The sequence below is a fragment of the Rhodococcus ruitaii genome, assembly GCF_055230935.1.
In genome coordinates, this window is record NZ_JBUYWC010000002.1 from 288,519 (window position 1) to 304,686 (window position 16,168).

The window sequence follows — 16,168 nt, forward strand, 5'->3', positions numbered from 1 at the left end:
CGAATTCGTTCGCGCAACGGGTACCGCCGCCGTAGTGTTCGATCGGTGCACCTCACATTGACCGCGTCGGCGACCGACGCCTTCCCGGACGCCACCGACCTCGGCTATCTCCTGCACAAACACCCGGATCGGGTGCAATCGTTCGAGTTGTCGGTCGGTACCGCGACCGTGTTGTACCCGGAGGTGTCGCGCTCGCGGTGCACCGTCGCGCTGATGCTCGACGTCGATCCGGTCGGGTTGGCCCGCGGCTCGTTCCGCGGCGGTGCGGACGGATTCGCGCTCGGCCAATACGTCAACGACCGGCCGTATGCGGCGTCGTCGATGCTGGCGGTCGCGATCTCACGGGTGTTCACGTCGGCGCTGTCCGGCACGCTTGCGTCGCGCCCGGAACTGCCCCGGACACCGGTCGCACTCACGGTGACGATCGCGGTGATGCCGTCGCGCGGCGGAGCCGATCTGCCGGCCCGCCTGTTCGGTCCGCTCGGCTGGACGGTCACCGCCGCACCGCTACCACTCGACGACACGATCCCGACCTGGGGTGATTCCGACTACGTGCACCTGACCTTGAGCGGCACGCTCACCGTGTCGGAGGCGCTGCGGCACCTGTACGTCCTGCTTCCGGTACTCGACGACGTCAAGCACTACTGGGTCGGTGAGGCGGAAGCCGACAAACTCGTGCGCATGTCAGGTGAGTGGCTCGCGGGCCATCCCGAGACCGAGCTGATCGCTGCCCGCTATCTGGCGCACCGACGCGAACTGGTGGCGTCGGTGACCGACCGGATCTCCGACGGCGCCGACACCACGACCGGTGAACCCCGCGTGGTGAATGCGGGGCTGGCACAGCTGCGCCAGGACGCGGTGCTCGCGCAACTCGAGGAGCTGGGCGTGTCGCGGGTGGTCGACGTCGGCTGCGGCGAAGGAAAACTGCTGCGCGAGTTGTTCGCCCGACCATCGTTCACCGAGATTGTCGGTGTCGACGTCGGCGACGCGGCGCTGGGTAAGGCCGAACGCCGTCTCGGGCTCGACGATCTGCCCGACCGGCAACGGGCGCGGATCTCGGTGCTGCAGTCGTCGGCCACCTACCGGGACGCACGCCTGCGGGGATTCGACGCGGCCGTGCTCATGGAGGTCGTCGAGCACGTCGACGAAGACCGGCTGCCCGCGCTCGAGCAGACCGTGTTCGCCGACATGCGACCGCGATTCGTCCTCGTGACCACCCCGAATGCCGACTACAACGTGCTGTTCCCGAATCTCGAACCGGGCACGTTCCGGCATCCCGATCACCGCTTCGAGTTCACCCGTACGCAGTTCGAGTCGTGGGCCGCAGGCATCGCGGCGGCACACGGCTACGACGTTCGGTTCACCGGGATCGGCGATGCCGATGCCACCCACGGCGCGCCCACCCAGATGGCCGTCTTCACACGAGAAGGGGCGCACTGATGAGCGAGCTGGAAATCCCGGAGCCGTCGCTGGTGGTCCTCGTCGGTATCAGCGGATCCGGAAAATCGACCTTCGCCGCGCGGCACTTCGGTGAGTACGAGGTGATCTCGAGTGATCACTGCCGCGGCCTCGTCAGCGACGATCCCAACTCCCAGGCCGCGACCGCCGACGCCTTCGAGGTACTCGAGTTCATCGCGGCGAAGCGGCTCCGAGCCGGGAAGCTGACCGTCGTCGACGCGACGAGCGTGCAGCCCGCCGCCCGTCGGGCACTGGTGGAACTGGCCCGCTCGCAGGACATGCTGGCGGTCGCGATCGTCTTGGACGTGCCGGAACCGGTGTGCGCCGAACGCAACGCCGGGCGTGGTGAGCGCGCGTTCGACCGCTCGGTCTTGCGGCGTCAGCGTCAGCAGCTCACCCGATCCCTGCGCGGATTGTCGCGGGAACGCTTCCAGGTCGTGCACGTGCTCGACGGTGTCGACGCGGTGGAGCAGGCCCGGATCGTCCGGCGACCACTGCGGAGCGATCGCCGCGACCTGGCGGGCCCGTTCGATGTCATCGGTGACATCCACGGCTGCCTCAGCGAACTCGAAACCCTGCTGGAGACGTTGGGATACGAGATCCTCCGGGACGAATCCGGCCGACCTGTGGACGCACGACCGCCGCACGGTCGAAGGGCGCTGTTCCTCGGCGATTACGTCGATCGCGGCCCTGACTCACCGGGGGTGCTGCGCCTGGTGATGGGCATGGTCGCGGCGGACCATGCGCTGGCGCTGCCCGGGAATCACGAGAACAAGCTGGTCAAAGCGCTGCGGGGGCGAAAGGTCAGTACCACCCACGGATTGGACCGCACCCTCGAACAACTCGCGAACGAGACCGGGGAGTTCCGCCGGGAGGTCGCGGAGTTCTGCGACGGGCTGGTCGCACATATGGTGCTCGACGAGGGGCAGCTCGTGGTGGCGCACGCAGGTCTGAAACAGGAGTATCACAACCGGGCGTCGGGCCGGGTGCGCAGCTTCGCTCTCTACGGCGACACCACAGGAGAGACAGACGAGTTCGGGCTTCCCGTTCGCTATCCGTGGGCGGAGGAATATCGAGGCGACGCAATGGTGCTCTACGGACACACACCGGTGCCCGAGGTGCGGTGGATCAACAACACAGCGTGCCTGGACACCGGATGCGTCTTCGGTGGGGCGCTCACCGCCCTGCGCTATCCCGAACGCGAGGTCGTGTCGGTTCCCGCGCAGCAGGAGTGGTATCCGCCGGTTCGGCCGCTCTACGTCGCCGATTCCGATCCGCAGGCGCTCGACATCGCAGACATCCTCGACGTCGGGGGAGTGGAGACATCGCTGCGCGGGCGCATCACAGTGCGCCCGGAGAACGCGGCGGGAGCGCTCGAAGTGATGAGCCGCTGGGCGGTGGCGCCGCAGTGGCTGATGTACCTTCCCCCGACCATGTCGCCGTGCCCGACGTCGTCGCTACCGGGTCTTCTCGAACATCCGTCCGATGCTTTCGCAACGTATCGAAAAGCGAAGGTGGACAAGGTGATCTGCGAGGAGAAGCACATGGGGTCGCGGGCTGTGGCGCTCGTGTGCCGCGACGCGGGAGTCGCCGCAGAGCGGTTCGGAGTATCCGACGGACTGTCCGGCATGGTGCACACCCGCACCGGGCGAAGGATGTTCGACGCGGAACTGACCGAGCGTCTGGTCGTGCAGATCGCCGACGCCGTCACGACGGCCGGTCTGTGGGACGAACTCGGCACCGACTGGATACTGCTGGATGCGGAACTGCTGCCGTGGTCGGCGAAGTCGGACGGTCTGCTGAGATCGCAGTACGCGGCGGTGGGGGCGGCCGCCCGCGCGGACCTGTCGGCCCGCGAGACGGTGCTGGCTGCGGCTGCCTCCCGCGGATTGGACGTCGCCGCGTTGCAGTCGAGCGTCCGGAATCGCGCCGACGACGTCGCGCGGTACGTCGATGCATACCGGCGCTACGTCTGGCCGACCGAAGGACTGGGCGGGGTGCAACTCGCGCCGTTCCAGGTGCTGGCCACGGAGAACACCGGGTATGCCGACCGAGACCACGGCTGGCACCTCGCGATAGCGGATCGGCTGGTCGATGCGGCGCCGCACCTGATGCGGACGACCCGGCGGATTGTGGTCGACACGGACTCGCCGGAATCGGAGGCAGCCGGCATTGCGTGGTGGGAGGAAGTGACCGCGGCCGGAGGTGAGGGCATGGTCGTCAAACCGTTCGGCAACCTGGTGCCCGGCTCACGGGTACAGCCCGGGATCAAGGTGCGAGGGCGGGAGTATCTGCGACTGATCTACGGTCCCCACTACACAGAGCCCGAGAATCTCGAACGGCTCCGCAACCGGAGTCTCGGACACAAACAGTCGCTGGCGCTGCGCGAGTACGCGCTGGGGCTCGAAGCCGTCGACCGCCTGGTGAAGGCGGACCCGCTGTGGCGGATACACCAGGCGGTGTTCGCGATCCTCGCGCTCGAGTCGGAGCCGGTGGACCCCCGGCTGTGAGGGCGGCGTGTCGGTGAGGACGACGACACCTCAGGACGTGTGCTCGCGCAGGTAGGCAATATCGTCTGCGAGCCCCTCGGCGGGTGTCTCCAGAATCACCGGTGCGTTCGCTTTCAACGCGACCTCAGCGAGCAATTGCGGGTCGATCGTGCCGTCGTCGAGATTTGCGTGGCGGTCGCGGGCGGAATCGAACTCGTCTCGAGAGTTGTTCAGATGCACCAGATCGATGCGGCCGGTCAGGGCCCGCACCCGTTCCACGGCATCGACGAGGTCCTCACCCGCCGCCCACGCGTGGCAGGTGTCGAGGCAGAACCCGACGTCGTAGTCGCCGATCGCATCCCACAGCCGGCCGATGGCGTCGATGTAGCGGGCCATCGCGAAATCCCCGCCAGCGGTGTTCTCGACGAGGATCGGCACCGCGAACCCGCCCTTGTCCTCCTGCCGTTCGAACAATTTGCGCCAGTTCTGGACGCCGGAGGCCACGCTCTCGCCGTCGCGGACGTGCCCGCCGTGCACCACGAGACCGAATGCGCCGATCTTCGCCGCGGCGTCGGCATGATCGGCGACGGCCTTGCGTGACGGCATGCGCAGCCGGTTGTTCAGGCTTGCCACGTTGATGACGTACGGCGAATGCACCACGACGTCGATCTCGGAGGCGAGGATCTGCTCGGTCCGAGGGTGTCCGCCCGGCGTGTCCCATTTCTGCGGATCGGAGAGGAACAGCTGCACCAGGTCTGCGCCGAGCCGTTCACCCTGACCGATGGGGTCGTCATCCTGCCGGACGTGAGCACCTATCCGCATGCCTTCCAGGCTATCCCTGAACTGCGGTGCCCCGAGTGATTACGCCTCGGGCTCTCCTACCGGGATGCTCGCACCCAGATCGCCCGCATCCTCGCCGCCGTGGCCGCACGTGCAGCCCTCACCACAGCCGCCGCCCCCACACGGTCCCGCATACGATATATCGTCGGCATCGCAGTCGAGGACACCACCGAATCGCGCTGCGAAGTCGTCGTCGAGTTCGTGCGTGAGGTCGTGGATCTCGTCGACCAGGTTGATCAGATGCTGCGGCGCGAAGGGATCTGCGTCGAGGATCGTCGAGACGAGCAGGTGCCCGTCCTGGATGGTGAAGCGCAGACGCGCCCACGCGCTCGACAGGTCGGCCAGCTCATCTGCGGCCTTGGCGCGGTCGGCGAGATCACCGAGCAGCGATGACCAGATGTGCAGCTGCGGGCCATCCTCCGCGACCGTCACGTACACACCGAACCCGTGGACGGGAATCGCGATGTCGCCGTCCTCATCCGTCTCCGGTGCGCTGCCGAGCAGGTCGGTGAGCGCGCGGATCGCCAGGTCGCGGAGCTGCGTGTACTCCTCGGTCGCGACCGCCAACGCGCCGTCGATGCGGAGGGGCTCGGGGGCCGTGGTGTCCTGGCCGTGGTTGTGCTCGCTCATGCTGCCCTCGCTTGTGGTGCCTGCGGTCGGGGTGACCGGCTAGAGCCTAGCCGGTGTCGCCACTGTTTGACTTTCCCCCAGTCGTCCGGCTTTCCGTTGCCTCACGACCCGCGGCAAGCCGGGCACTGGGAGGAAAGTTTCGCGCGGGCGCGGTGTTCCGGTGAGCAGGACTGACGAGGGCTCGAAAGCGGTGGGATCTGCTTCCATGCGATGACAGATCGAGACAGAAGGGTCGCCCGTGGGCACATTGGATGGCAAGGTCGCGTTCATCACCGGAGCAGGTCAGGGTGTGGGGCAGGGAGTCGCGCTCGCGTTGGCCAGGGAGGGAGCCGCGATCGCGGTGACCGGACGGACGGAATCGAAGCTGCTCGACACGGTCGAACAGATCCGCGGCTTCGGAGGAGCGGCCGAGCCGATCGTGTGCGACATCGTCGATCCGGCCGGGATCACCGCTGCCGTGGACGAGACCGTCGAGCGGTTCGGCGGAGTGGACATCCTCGTCAACAATGCCAGCCTGAACCCGCTCGGTCCGGTCCTCGGGCTGTCGGCCGAGCTGATGATGAAGGCGTACACCACCGGCCCTATCGCGTCGCTCCACGCAATGCAGGCCGTGTATCCGAGCATGAAGCAGCGCGGTGGCGGATCGATCGTCAACATGGTGTCGTCGGTTGCGGTGCGATGGGACCTCAGCGGTTACGGGGGGTACGCCTCCGTCAAGGAAGCGTTGCGCAGCCTGTCGCGGGCCGCCGCCGCCGAATGGGGCGTCGACGGCATCCGGGTCAACGCGGTAGCGCCGCACGCTCTGTCGCCGGGATTGAAGTGGTGGACCGAGAATCGACCCGAGGAGGCCGACGCGTTCGTCAAGAGCATCCCGCTGCGTCGGATCGGTGATTGTGAGGACGACATCGGGCGGGCCGTCGCGTGGATCGTCGGCGACGACGCCCGCTATCTCACGGGCGCCACAATACCCCTCGACGGTGGCCAGGCCCGCTGGAGCTGACAACCACCGATGGGCCCCTGATGGGGCCCGACCACAAATCAGGGGAGTCCCCGATGGTGCGTCGGCGCTTCACCGGGGAAGATGATGCGCATGCCATCGCATTCGGCCCCCGCTGCCCGAGCCCAGGACCTGAAGAAAATCTACGGAACAGGTGAAACCTCGGTTCACGCTCTCGACGGCGTGACCGAAGACTTCGCTGCCGGTGAGTTCACCGCGATCATGGGCCCGTCCGGCTCCGGCAAGTCCACCCTGATGCACTGCCTTGCCGGACTCGACAGTGCGACGTCCGGCGCGGTGCTCATCGGCGACACCGACCTCACGACGCTGTCCGACAAGGCGATGACGCAACTGCGTCGCGACCGCATCGGGTTCGTCTTCCAGGCGTTCAATCTCGTACCCACACTCACCGCGCTCGAGAACATCACGCTGCCGCTCGACATCGCTGGTCGCAAGGTCGATACCGAATGGCTCGACACCGTGGTCGGCAGACTCGGGCTCGGGGACCGTCTCGATCACAAGCCCGGCGAACTGTCCGGTGGCCAGCAGCAACGTGTCGCGTGCGCCCGCGCACTCGCAGGCAGGCCCGAGATCATCTTCGGGGACGAACCCACCGGCAATCTCGACTCGCATTCGTCCGGGGAGGTGTTGTCGATCCTGCGGGCCGCGGTCGACGAGTTCGATCAGACCGTCGTGATCGTCACCCACGACCCGCGGGCCGCGGGGTACGCAGACCGTGTCGTGTTTCTCTCCGACGGCCGCATCGTCGACGAGATGCGCGGACCGACTGCCGAGTCGGTGCTCGATCGCATGAAGCAGTTCGACACCGCCGCCACGACGCCCACGGCGCAGTAGGAGCCGGCAGCCATGAGTGGAAATCCCATCCGCAAGGTTGCGCTGCGCAACCTCGCAGCGCACAAGGTGCGACTCGCTCTGACGGTCCTGTCGGTGGTGCTCGGTACCGCATTCATCACCGGATCCTTCGTGTTCACCGACACACTCCAGCGCACATTCGACGACATCTTCGGTGATGTCGCCAAGGGTGTCGACGTGCGCGTCAGTAGCGAAGAGTTCGGTTCGAGCGGTGTTCCCGTCGACGACATCACCCGGGTCGACGCGCTCGACGGAGTAGAACGCACAGCGCCGATGATCGGCGGCGGGCTCATCGTCCTCGGCTCCGACGGCGCCGCGATCCAGACCGGGGGCGCACCCGCCGAGGGGTACGCGTGGTTCCCGCCGGACCAGTCCGTCGGAGAACCGGAGGTCTTCGTCGAGGGCGCTCCACCCACGGACGTCGGGCAGATCGCCCTCAACACGAGCGCGGCCGAACGCGGCAACCTCGCTGTCGGCGACGCGACGAGGGTACTGACCATGTCGCAGGGCATGGTCTCGGTGACCGTGAGCGGCATCTACAACCTCGATACCGACACCGGCGGATACATCGGCGCGTTGTTCACCGAGCAGCAAGCAAGTCAGTTGTTCTCCGACGGCGAGCACGTCCAGTTCCTCGACGTCGTCGGCGACGGCTCGATGACTCCCGAGGCGCTGCGGGACGAGATCGCCGCCGCGGTCCCCGACATGAAGGTGCAGACGGGGGCAGAAGTCACCGAAGAGACCCAGGATCAGGTCTCGGAGGCGCTGAGCTTCCTCAACTACTTCCTGCTCGCATTCGGTGCCATCGCACTACTCGTCGGCACCTTCATCATCTACAACACGTTCTCGATGATCGTGGCTCAGCGCCTGCGCGAACTCGCACTGCTGCGCGCTGTCGGTGCGAGCCGTAAGCAGGTCGGCCGGTCGGTCACCCTCGAAGCGCTCGTTGTCGGCGTCATCGGCAGCGCGATCGGGATCGCGGCCGGTGTCGCGCTCGCGTACGGGCTCCGCGCAGCGCTCAACGCCGCGGATCTCGGACTGCCGTCCGGTCCGCTCCAGTTGTCGCCGCGCACCGTGATCGTCGCGCTGGTCGTCGGAGTCCTCGTCACCGTCCTCAGCGCGTATGCCCCGGCGCGGCGCGCCATGCACGTGCCGCCGGTCGCCGCGATGCGTGAGGAATCCACCGCCTCGGTCGAGTCTCTGAGGGTCCGTACGATCGCCGGTGCGGTCGCCGCGGTCGCAGGCGCTGTGCTCGTCGCGGTCGGTGCGCAGAGCACCGGAGGGGGAGCAGCCGCGACAGTAGGAATCGGCGCGTTCGCCTTGATCCTCGCGGTCTTGTTCGCGGCGCCCGCTCTGTCGCGTCCGGTAGTGAAGGTTCTCGGTGCGGTGTTCGCGCGACCGTTCGGTGCGGTCGGACGATTGGCCCGCACCAACGCGACCCGTAATCCGCGTCGTACCGCAGCAACGGCCTTCGCGCTGACCCTCGGTCTGATGCTCGTGTCCGTCATCGGAGTGTTCGGCTCGTCTGCGAAGGCCAGTGTCGACGCGCTCGTCGACACCGGCGTCAAATCCGAGTTCGTGCTCACAGGGCCGCCGATGTTCGGGCTGCCGATTGCGGCCGAGGATGCCGCGCGGGGCGTCGACGGCGTCGTCGATGTGGTGTCCGCGCACGGTGTCCAGGCGACGATCGACGATGAAACTGCGTATGGCACGGCGGTGACGGGGGGTTCGATCCAGGACGTCCTCACCCTGGAGGTGAAGGACGGCACCGACGCCGTCACGGGCGACCAGATGGTCGTGTCGGAGACCGCCGCGGCGGACAACAACTGGCAGCTCGGTACCACCGTTCCGCTCACGAGCAACGACGGTGAGACCGTGGACACCAGCGTCGTCGGGATCTACGCGGACAATCAGCTCATCGGACCGTGGATCGTCTCGAGTGAGCTGTACGAACAGTTCACCCCGGTGGCGTCGCGGTCGGCGCAGGTCGTGCTCGTCAACACCGCCGACGGCGCCGATCCGGAAGCCATCCGGTCCGGACTCGAGGACGCCACGAACGACCTCGTCATCGTCCAGGTGATGGACCGCGAACAGTTCAAGGGTCAACAGGCGCAGCAGATCGACATGCTCCTCGCGATCCTGTACGGGTTGCTCGCACTGGCTGTCGTCATCGCGATCCTCGGCATCGTCAACACGCTCGCACTGTCGGTGGTCGAACGGCGACGCGAGATCGGCATGCTCCGTGCCGTCGGGATGCAACGTGCACAGGTCAGACGCACCATCTATATCGAGTCGCTGCTCATTGCGGTGTTCGGTGCGGTCGTCGGTCTCGCGCTGGGACTGGTGTTCGGCTGGGCGTTCGTGAGGACCCTCGCCGATCAGGGGCTCGACTTGATCTCGGTGCCGTGGGGACAGGTTCTGGGGATGCTCATCGGTTCCGGCGTGGTGGGCGTACTCGCAGCGCTGTGGCCGGGGCAGCGGGCCGCGAAGACCCCGCCTCTGGAGGCAATCGCAGACATGTAGCGGAAAGTTATCCACAGGCAACGAATCCATCCACAGATACCGGCCCGGGACCCCCTCCCCGGGCCGGTAGTCGTATGCGCCTTCTATGCTTCCGTGGCAGGGGGGTGGAATCGATATGGATGTGCGGGATCTGGCCAGGTGGAATCCGGACGCACTGGACGACCTCGGCACCCACTTCGGTGAGCGTGCAGCCGAACTGGACCGTATCGGCGGCGATATCCGCCGAGCGGCCACATTCGGGGAAGCATGGACCGGCGATGCCGCGGATGCCGCAGCGATCCGGCTGCGAATGCTTGTCGATACCGTGGGTGTTCAAGCTGATTCGTATCGCAGGGTAAGTGCGTGCGCAACAGCGGTGGCTCCGCAACTCCGCGCTTTGCACACCGAACTCGCGGCTGCACACACCTGGGCGAACGCCCACGGCCTCGTCATCGGATCAGATGGCACACTGACCGACGCCCCCGGTAGTGCCGGAGCAGAACTCGACACCGACCGCAACGCTCTGCGTACGCGACTCGACGCGCTGCTGCGTCGTGCGGCGGAACTCGACCACGACGCCGCGTCGACGCTCAGGCGTGCCTTTCCCGACGAAACCGTTGCGCCGGCAACGCAGTTCGTCCCCACGGGCACTCGATTCCCGGAGATAGGCCCCATCCCGGATTTCGGGGTGAATCCCGGCGTGGTCGCGGCCTGGTGGGCAAGCCTCAGCCCTTTCGACCGCACGGTGCTGCTCACCGAATACCCGGAGCGCATCGGGGGTCTCGACGGAGTACCTTCGGACGCCCGCGACATCGCCAACCGCGCCCTGATCGGTATCGAACGCGAACGGCTGCAAGGGGCTGCCCGGATACTGCAGGAAGAGCTGGAGGGCAATGTATTCGGTGGCCTCCTCTCCAATGCCGATGCCGGGTTGGAGCAGACCCTGAACAAGCTCGACGCCCTCGATGCAATCGAGGACACTCTCACGATGGAAGAGCGTCGGTTGCTTGTGCTCGACATGTCCGGCCGTGAGGCGATGGCGGCGGTCGCGGTCGGCAACATCGAGACCGCCGACCACATCGCGGTTTTCACACCCGGTGCAGGCTCTACCGTGCAGGGAAACCTCCCCGGATACGACGAGCAGGTGTCTTCGCTGCGCGATGAAGCTCAACGCGAGCTCGGTCATGTCGAGCGAAGGGCTGAGACCGTCGCTGCCGTCACCTGGATGAACTATCAGGCACCACATTTCGGGTGGGGGCTCGCCTTCACCGAACGCAGCCCCGCCTCGGATCTGTCGGCGACGCTCGCTGCGCCACGCCTGGCCACGTTCCTGGATGGGCTCGACGCGTCACGACCCGAATCGCCACCGCACGTGACTGCGGTCGGCCATTCGTACGGGGCGCTCGTAACGAGTCTCGCATTGCAGCACGGTGCAGACGCAGAGAAAGCAGTCTTCGTCGGTGCCCCCGGGCTCGGTACCTCCGACGTCGGCGCCCTGGGTATGGAGCCCGGATCGATGTACCTCATCGAGGCCGATGGCGACCTCATCGCCGATACCGGGGTCTTCGGTGGCGATCCCAGCCGGCTTCCAGGATTGATCCATCTCTCCAGCGAAGCGGGAGAAAACCTCTCGGGTGAGTCCTTCACCGAATCCGTCGGACACAGCTCGTATCTGGTGCCTGGATCCATGAGCGCCTACAACATTGCGGCTGTCATCGCGGACACCGCCGACGAACGGAGCATCCGATGAAAGCGTTCTCGATTCTCCCCATGTGTATCGCTACAGCGTTGATGCTGACGACGACGGCCTGCGCCACCGCGAGCTTCAAAGCTGTTCCCGAGCCGGTCGCCGAGACCAGCGACGCAGCTGTCGAATACTATCTTCAGGTTCAACGCGATGTCGTGGATGCGCTCTCCGAGGAGTTCCCCGGCCTCGAGTTCTCCGAGAAGTACGAGAGCACGAACGCGAGATGCATGCTCGCTGACGGAACATACGGAATGTCGAGGCACCTGCCCCTTCTGGGAAGTTCGAGTCCGGTACCCGTGGACGATGTGCAGCGCGGGGCAGATCTGTTCGAACGCACCGCCGCAGCCGCAGGCTTCCATGGTAGTCAGATCCTTCCCGCCGACGTGGGGTTCTCGATGCGGATGTTCGCCGCCGACGGTTCGTACATCACGTTCAGCAGCTATCTGGCAGCAGTCGTCGCACTGACTGTCGGGTGCTACCGGATTTGAAGGACGAGTTCGGATAAGCTCGTGCGGTCCGTGGCGATCTTGGTGAAGAGGCGGTGACGATGCACCCCGTGCTCGGAATTGCCGTCGACGACGGTGAAGTCTCCGCTGTCCTCGTCGACGCCGACGTCCCACAACTCGGTCCGTTCGATTCGCAACGCTGGGCAGCCGAACCGGAGGTACCGCAGGCCGAGGCAGTCGCACGGGCAGTGACGTCGATGACCGAACGCGCCGAGACCGCGTCGCTGACCATCGGCACGATCGGTCTTGTCACCCTCCAGAGCGGCGACGCCGACACCGACACGGTGGCGGAAGCCGTCCGCGCGGTGAGCGAGGCGCCTGTCGAGGTGGTCCCGCTCGACGGGGCACGGCTCACGTATCTGGCTGGAGCACCGGAACTTGTCGACACCCCTGTCCTGGCTCTGCACACCCGCACCGGCGGTGTCGAATCGGTGTCGATCGTCGACACCCGAACCCGGACGGTGTTGTCATCGGTCGTCCGCGGCGACGACGGCCTCACCGGACGGCCCGACCCACTGTCCGACACGACGGACGAAGCGCTCGCCCGGTCGGGTGTCTCGCCAGCGGCGTTGGTCTTCCTCGATCTGCGCCCCGGCGACGCTGCGCCCGCCCAGGAACTCTCCGCGGCCCTCGGTGTCCCGTTCGTGACACCGCACGGCCTGCCGTGGCATCGCGCGACCGGGGCGGCGCTGGTCGCGTCGCGACGCGCTCGAGTGCGGCCCACTGCTGCGGCGGGGGCGGTGGTGGGTGCGGCGTCGCCCCGCCGGAAACTGACCCTCATGGCGGTCGTCGTCGCTCTCGTCGCGTTGCTCGGCGGAGGACTGGCTCTCGCCATGGGCGGATCCGGCGGTGGCTCCGAAAGCCAGGGCGGTTCCGCCAGTCAGAGCGCAACACCCGGCACCACAGACTTCGCGCCGGAGACGGACACCCCGGAACTGTGGGATCGGATCGCGCCACACCCAGTTCCACACGACGCGAGAACCCCGGACGACGGCAATACCCCTGAGGCCCCAGCATCGCAGGACCCAGCACAGCAGAGTGATGATCCGTGCGTCGCTGCGCAGCCCGCGTCATGGCCGGCCCGGGGGTCCGATCCCGCTCCGAGCCCGGCACCGGACCACACTCCCGAGCCCGCACCGCCGTGCGACCCTCCGGCCGATCCCGCACCCTGACCCCCGCGCCCTGACCACGGCAGGCAACTCCCACGGAATTATCACCTCACGATGAGGTGTTGATACCCAACATGGATGTCGCACTGTCGCTGCTGGACCGCTCCCGCACTCGGGACGGGCAGGATGACGCGTCCGCGCTGCGGCAGACTTTGCACCGCGCGCAACTCGCGGAAGCAGCGGGATATCAACGGTTCTGGGTCGCGGAACATCATGCGGTACCGGGTGTGGCATCCGGCACACCGGCAGTGCTGATCCAGGCCGTTGCGGATCGGACACACCGCATCCGGGTCGGGTCGGCCGGCGTGATGCTGCCCAATCACCAGCCGATCGTCGTTGCCGAACAGTTCGCCATGCTCGCAGCGCTGCACCCGGGCAGGATCGATCTCGGCGTCGGGCGGTCGCTCGGCTTCACCGCGCCGATTCGCGAGGCCTTGCGCACGACCCGCGCCGACCCGGACGACTTCGCCGCAGATATCGAGGAGTTGCGCGCGTATCTCGATGACACGGCGACGGTGTCGATCAGGCCACGGGTCGCGCACCCGCCGCCACTGTTCGTGCTCGGCACCGACGCCGGCCTCCGAGTCGCGGCACGCCTGGGCTTACCTGCCGTCGTCGCCGGTCCGCTCCTGACGCAAGGACCCGAACCGTTCGATCGTTATCGCACCGAGTACCGCCCCAGCTCAGCGAATCCCGAGCCGTACCTGGTGATCGGTGCCGACATCCTCATCGCCGACACCGAAGCGGCCGCGGCCGCACTGCTGTTGCCGGAAGGGTGGGCGATGGCGCTGTCCAGAGAGCGCGGCTTCTTCCCGCCGCTGTCGGCGGTCGAGGCACTGCGCGACCTACCCGTCACCGAGCGCCGACAGCGGATCCTCGACGACACGGCGACGACGGCGATCGTCGGCACCGAGGATCAGGTGGCCGAGCGGATCGAGAAACTTCTCACGACGACAGGTGCCGCCGAGGTACTGAGTTCGGCATCCACCTTCGACCTCGACGCGCTCTATGCGTCGGATGCGCGGCTTGCCCGCGTGTTCGGCCTGGGGGCGACGAGCGCAGCACCTGCCGCCCGCATGGCATCTGCGTCGGAGGCCACCACCACGTCCGCGAACCGCGACCGGTAGTCGCCCAGATCGTCACCGACCGACCCTACGACCGCGACGACAGGCACCGACCCGCTGCGCGCCAGAATCGCCGAGACGATCTTGCCGGCACGTGACTGCCCGTCGAGTCGTCCCTCGCCGACCACCACGAGGTCGGCGGTGGTGAGCGCGTCGTCGAATCCCGACACATCCAGCACGTAGTCGGCACCCGAACGCAATTCGGCGGCGAGTCCGGCCCACATCCCACCCGAGAAGCCACCGGCCGCACCTGTGCCGTCCACGTCCCGGGGATCGCGCGGCAGTGTCGCCGCGGCCTCGTGCAGTCGTGCCGTCAACAGATCGATGGTCGCGGGGTCGGCGCCCTTCTGCGGCCCGAACACCCGGGCGGCATCGGCGTAGCGGGTGGTGACATCGGTGAGCACGACCACGGAGACGGCGCCCAGGCCACCGGCGTCGTCGATTGCGGCGAGCGCTCCGAGCCCACCGTCGGTGGTCGCCGACCCGCCCGCGGCCACGACGATCTGCCGCGCACTGCGTTTCGCCGCTGCGGCCATGACCATCCCGGTGCCGTACGTGTCCGCGGTAACGGCATCGCGAACACCGCTGTGTGCGGTCGTGATTCCACTGACCGCGGCAAGCTCGACGATCGCGATGCCGTCGGGGGACAGGCCGAAGAATCCGCGGCACGGTGTCCGCCACGGGTTGACGGCGTCGACCTCGATGAGTTCGAGGCCGAGCGGTGCGGTGAGCGCGTCGAGGGTGCCTTCACCACCATCGGCGACGGGCATTCGTACCGTCTCGTGGCCTGCGGAGGCGGCTCCCGCGGCAATCGCGTCGGCGACCTCCACGGCGCTGTAGGTGCCCTTGAAGCTGTCGGGCGCAATCAGGATCCTCATACGCGGACGACCCATTCGAAGGCTTCGGCCTCGGACCGCGCTCCCTGCCTGGCACGGGATCGATTGGGCTCGCCCAGCTCGGCGACCACGTCCTCGCCGAGCTGGACGATGTCTGCGAACACCTGCGGTGAGAGCCACGACGGACGGGTCGCGAAGAGCAGATCCTCGCTCGCGGTGTTGCCGCTCGCTCCGGGGGCGAACGGGCAGCCGCCGAGCCCGCCGAGCGCGCCGTCGACGACGGTCGCGCCTGCCTCGACGGCAGCGAGGCTGTTCGCGACGCCCAGCCCCCACGTGTCGTGGCCGTGGTAGACGATCCGCCGATCGGGCGACTCCGCGCGGATACGCGACACGAGGGCGCTGACCTGCCCGGGAACAGCTTGACCGAGAGTATCTGCGACGACGACGTCCGTCGCTCCGTCGGCCCGCGGGTCGCACGCGATCTCGAGGACACGGTCGGGTTCGACGGGTCCGTCGAACGGGCAGGTGAACGATGTTGCCAGGCACAGCTGGATGCTGCCGCCCGCGGTGTGGACGAGTTCCACGGCGGTGGGCAACGCCGCGAGGCTGTCTTCGGTGTCGCGGCCGATGTTCGCGCGGTTGTGGGAGTCGGAGACCGAGAAGCAGTACTGGAACCGTCGGGCTCCCGCCGCGAGCGCCTTCTCCACGTGTCGCGGGGTGGCCACCCAGATCCAACAGCGATCGAGTTCGGCTTCGGTCAGCGCCGATACCAGTTCGAGGCTGTTCGCCATCGGCGGCACCAGGTCGGCGCGCGCCAACGATCCGATCTCGAGCTCGGGTACCCCCGCAGCGAGGAGTGCGCGCACGATCTCGACCTTGCGCTCTGTCGGAAGCAGTTTTCCCGCGAGCTGCAGCCCGTCGCGCAAGGTCACGTCCCGCAGGATCACATCGTGCCCGGTCGGCTGTGTATCCACGTTGTGCCCTCTCGTCTCTCACG

General features: G+C 67.3%; 12 protein-coding genes and 1 pseudogene. 9 read left to right on the forward strand and 4 right to left on the reverse strand.

All coding sequences use genetic code 11. The features are described from left to right. Window positions 1–45: 45 nt before the first annotated feature. Together ACZI8W_RS02430 and ACZI8W_RS02435 are read left to right on the forward strand one after the other, a co-directional pair. On the forward strand, window positions 46–1,440 hold the full coding sequence (locus ACZI8W_RS02430) for a 3' terminal RNA ribose 2'-O-methyltransferase Hen1 (RefSeq protein WP_463366880.1): 1,395 nt from the start codon (window positions 46–48) through the stop codon (window positions 1,438–1,440). Beyond that, window positions 1,440–3,968, forward strand: coding sequence for a polynucleotide kinase-phosphatase (locus ACZI8W_RS02435; RefSeq protein WP_463366881.1), 2,529 nt, complete (start codon window positions 1,440–1,442; stop codon window positions 3,966–3,968). The genes ACZI8W_RS02430 and ACZI8W_RS02435 overlap by 1 nt, the downstream gene beginning before the upstream one ends. Window positions 3,969–3,998: 30 nt before the next feature. Here the strand turns inward: ACZI8W_RS02435 and ACZI8W_RS02440 are convergent, their stop codons facing one another. Both ACZI8W_RS02440 and ACZI8W_RS02445 read right to left on the reverse strand, forming a co-directional pair. Then, on the reverse strand, window positions 3,999–4,769 hold the full coding sequence (locus tag ACZI8W_RS02440; RefSeq protein ID WP_463366882.1) for a deoxyribonuclease IV: 771 nt from the start codon (window positions 4,767–4,769) through the stop codon (window positions 3,999–4,001). Between the two features lie 39 nt (window positions 4,770–4,808). Continuing rightward, window positions 4,809–5,417, reverse strand: a complete 609-nt coding sequence (locus ACZI8W_RS02445) for a T3SS (YopN, CesT) and YbjN peptide-binding chaperone 1 (protein WP_463366883.1) — start codon at window positions 5,415–5,417, stop codon at window positions 4,809–4,811. Between the two features lie 238 nt (window positions 5,418–5,655). Between ACZI8W_RS02445 and ACZI8W_RS02450 the strand changes: the two genes are divergently transcribed. From ACZI8W_RS02450 to ACZI8W_RS02480, 7 genes and pseudogenes are all read left to right on the forward strand, one after another. Next, window positions 5,656–6,417 (forward strand): SDR family NAD(P)-dependent oxidoreductase, encoded by a 762-nt coding sequence (locus tag ACZI8W_RS02450; protein WP_463366884.1) that lies wholly within the window; start codon window positions 5,656–5,658, stop codon window positions 6,415–6,417. Window positions 6,418–6,507: 90 nt separating this feature from the next. Beyond that, window positions 6,508–7,269: an ABC transporter ATP-binding protein gene (locus ACZI8W_RS02455; RefSeq protein WP_463366885.1), complete on the forward strand. Its 762-nt coding sequence runs from the start codon at window positions 6,508–6,510 to the stop codon at window positions 7,267–7,269. Window positions 7,270–7,281: 12 nt separating this feature from the next. Further along, window positions 7,282–9,810: an ABC transporter permease gene (locus ACZI8W_RS02460; protein WP_463366886.1), complete on the forward strand. Its 2,529-nt coding sequence runs from the start codon at window positions 7,282–7,284 to the stop codon at window positions 9,808–9,810. A gap of 115 nt (window positions 9,811–9,925) precedes the next feature. Next, complete coding sequence (locus ACZI8W_RS02465; protein ID WP_463366887.1) at window positions 9,926–11,539, forward strand: alpha/beta hydrolase; 1,614 nt, start codon at window positions 9,926–9,928, stop codon at window positions 11,537–11,539. Beyond that, window positions 11,536–12,024, forward strand: coding sequence for an LppA family lipoprotein (locus tag ACZI8W_RS02470; protein ID WP_463366888.1), 489 nt, complete (start codon window positions 11,536–11,538; stop codon window positions 12,022–12,024). The genes ACZI8W_RS02465 and ACZI8W_RS02470 overlap by 4 nt, the downstream gene beginning before the upstream one ends. A 59-nt stretch (window positions 12,025–12,083) precedes the next feature. Then, complete coding sequence (locus tag ACZI8W_RS02475; protein WP_463367040.1) at window positions 12,084–13,214, forward strand: hypothetical protein; 1,131 nt, start codon at window positions 12,084–12,086, stop codon at window positions 13,212–13,214. Window positions 13,215–13,285: 71 nt separating this feature from the next. Next, window positions 13,286–14,242 (forward strand): annotated as a pseudogene (locus tag ACZI8W_RS02480) (MsnO8 family LLM class oxidoreductase); the annotation flags it as partial. Here the strand turns inward: ACZI8W_RS02480 and ACZI8W_RS02485 are convergent. Together ACZI8W_RS02485 and ACZI8W_RS02490 are read right to left on the reverse strand one after the other, a co-directional pair. Further along, entirely contained in the window at window positions 14,218–15,213 is a 996-nt protein-coding gene (locus tag ACZI8W_RS02485) for a glycerate kinase (RefSeq protein WP_463366889.1), read from the reverse strand. The pseudogene ACZI8W_RS02480 and the gene ACZI8W_RS02485 overlap by 25 nt on opposite strands. Further along, window positions 15,210–16,118, reverse strand: a complete 909-nt coding sequence (locus ACZI8W_RS02490) for a beta/alpha barrel domain-containing protein (RefSeq protein WP_463367041.1) — start codon at window positions 16,116–16,118, stop codon at window positions 15,210–15,212. The genes ACZI8W_RS02485 and ACZI8W_RS02490 overlap by 4 nt, the downstream gene beginning before the upstream one ends. Window positions 16,119–16,168: the final 50 nt, after the last annotated feature.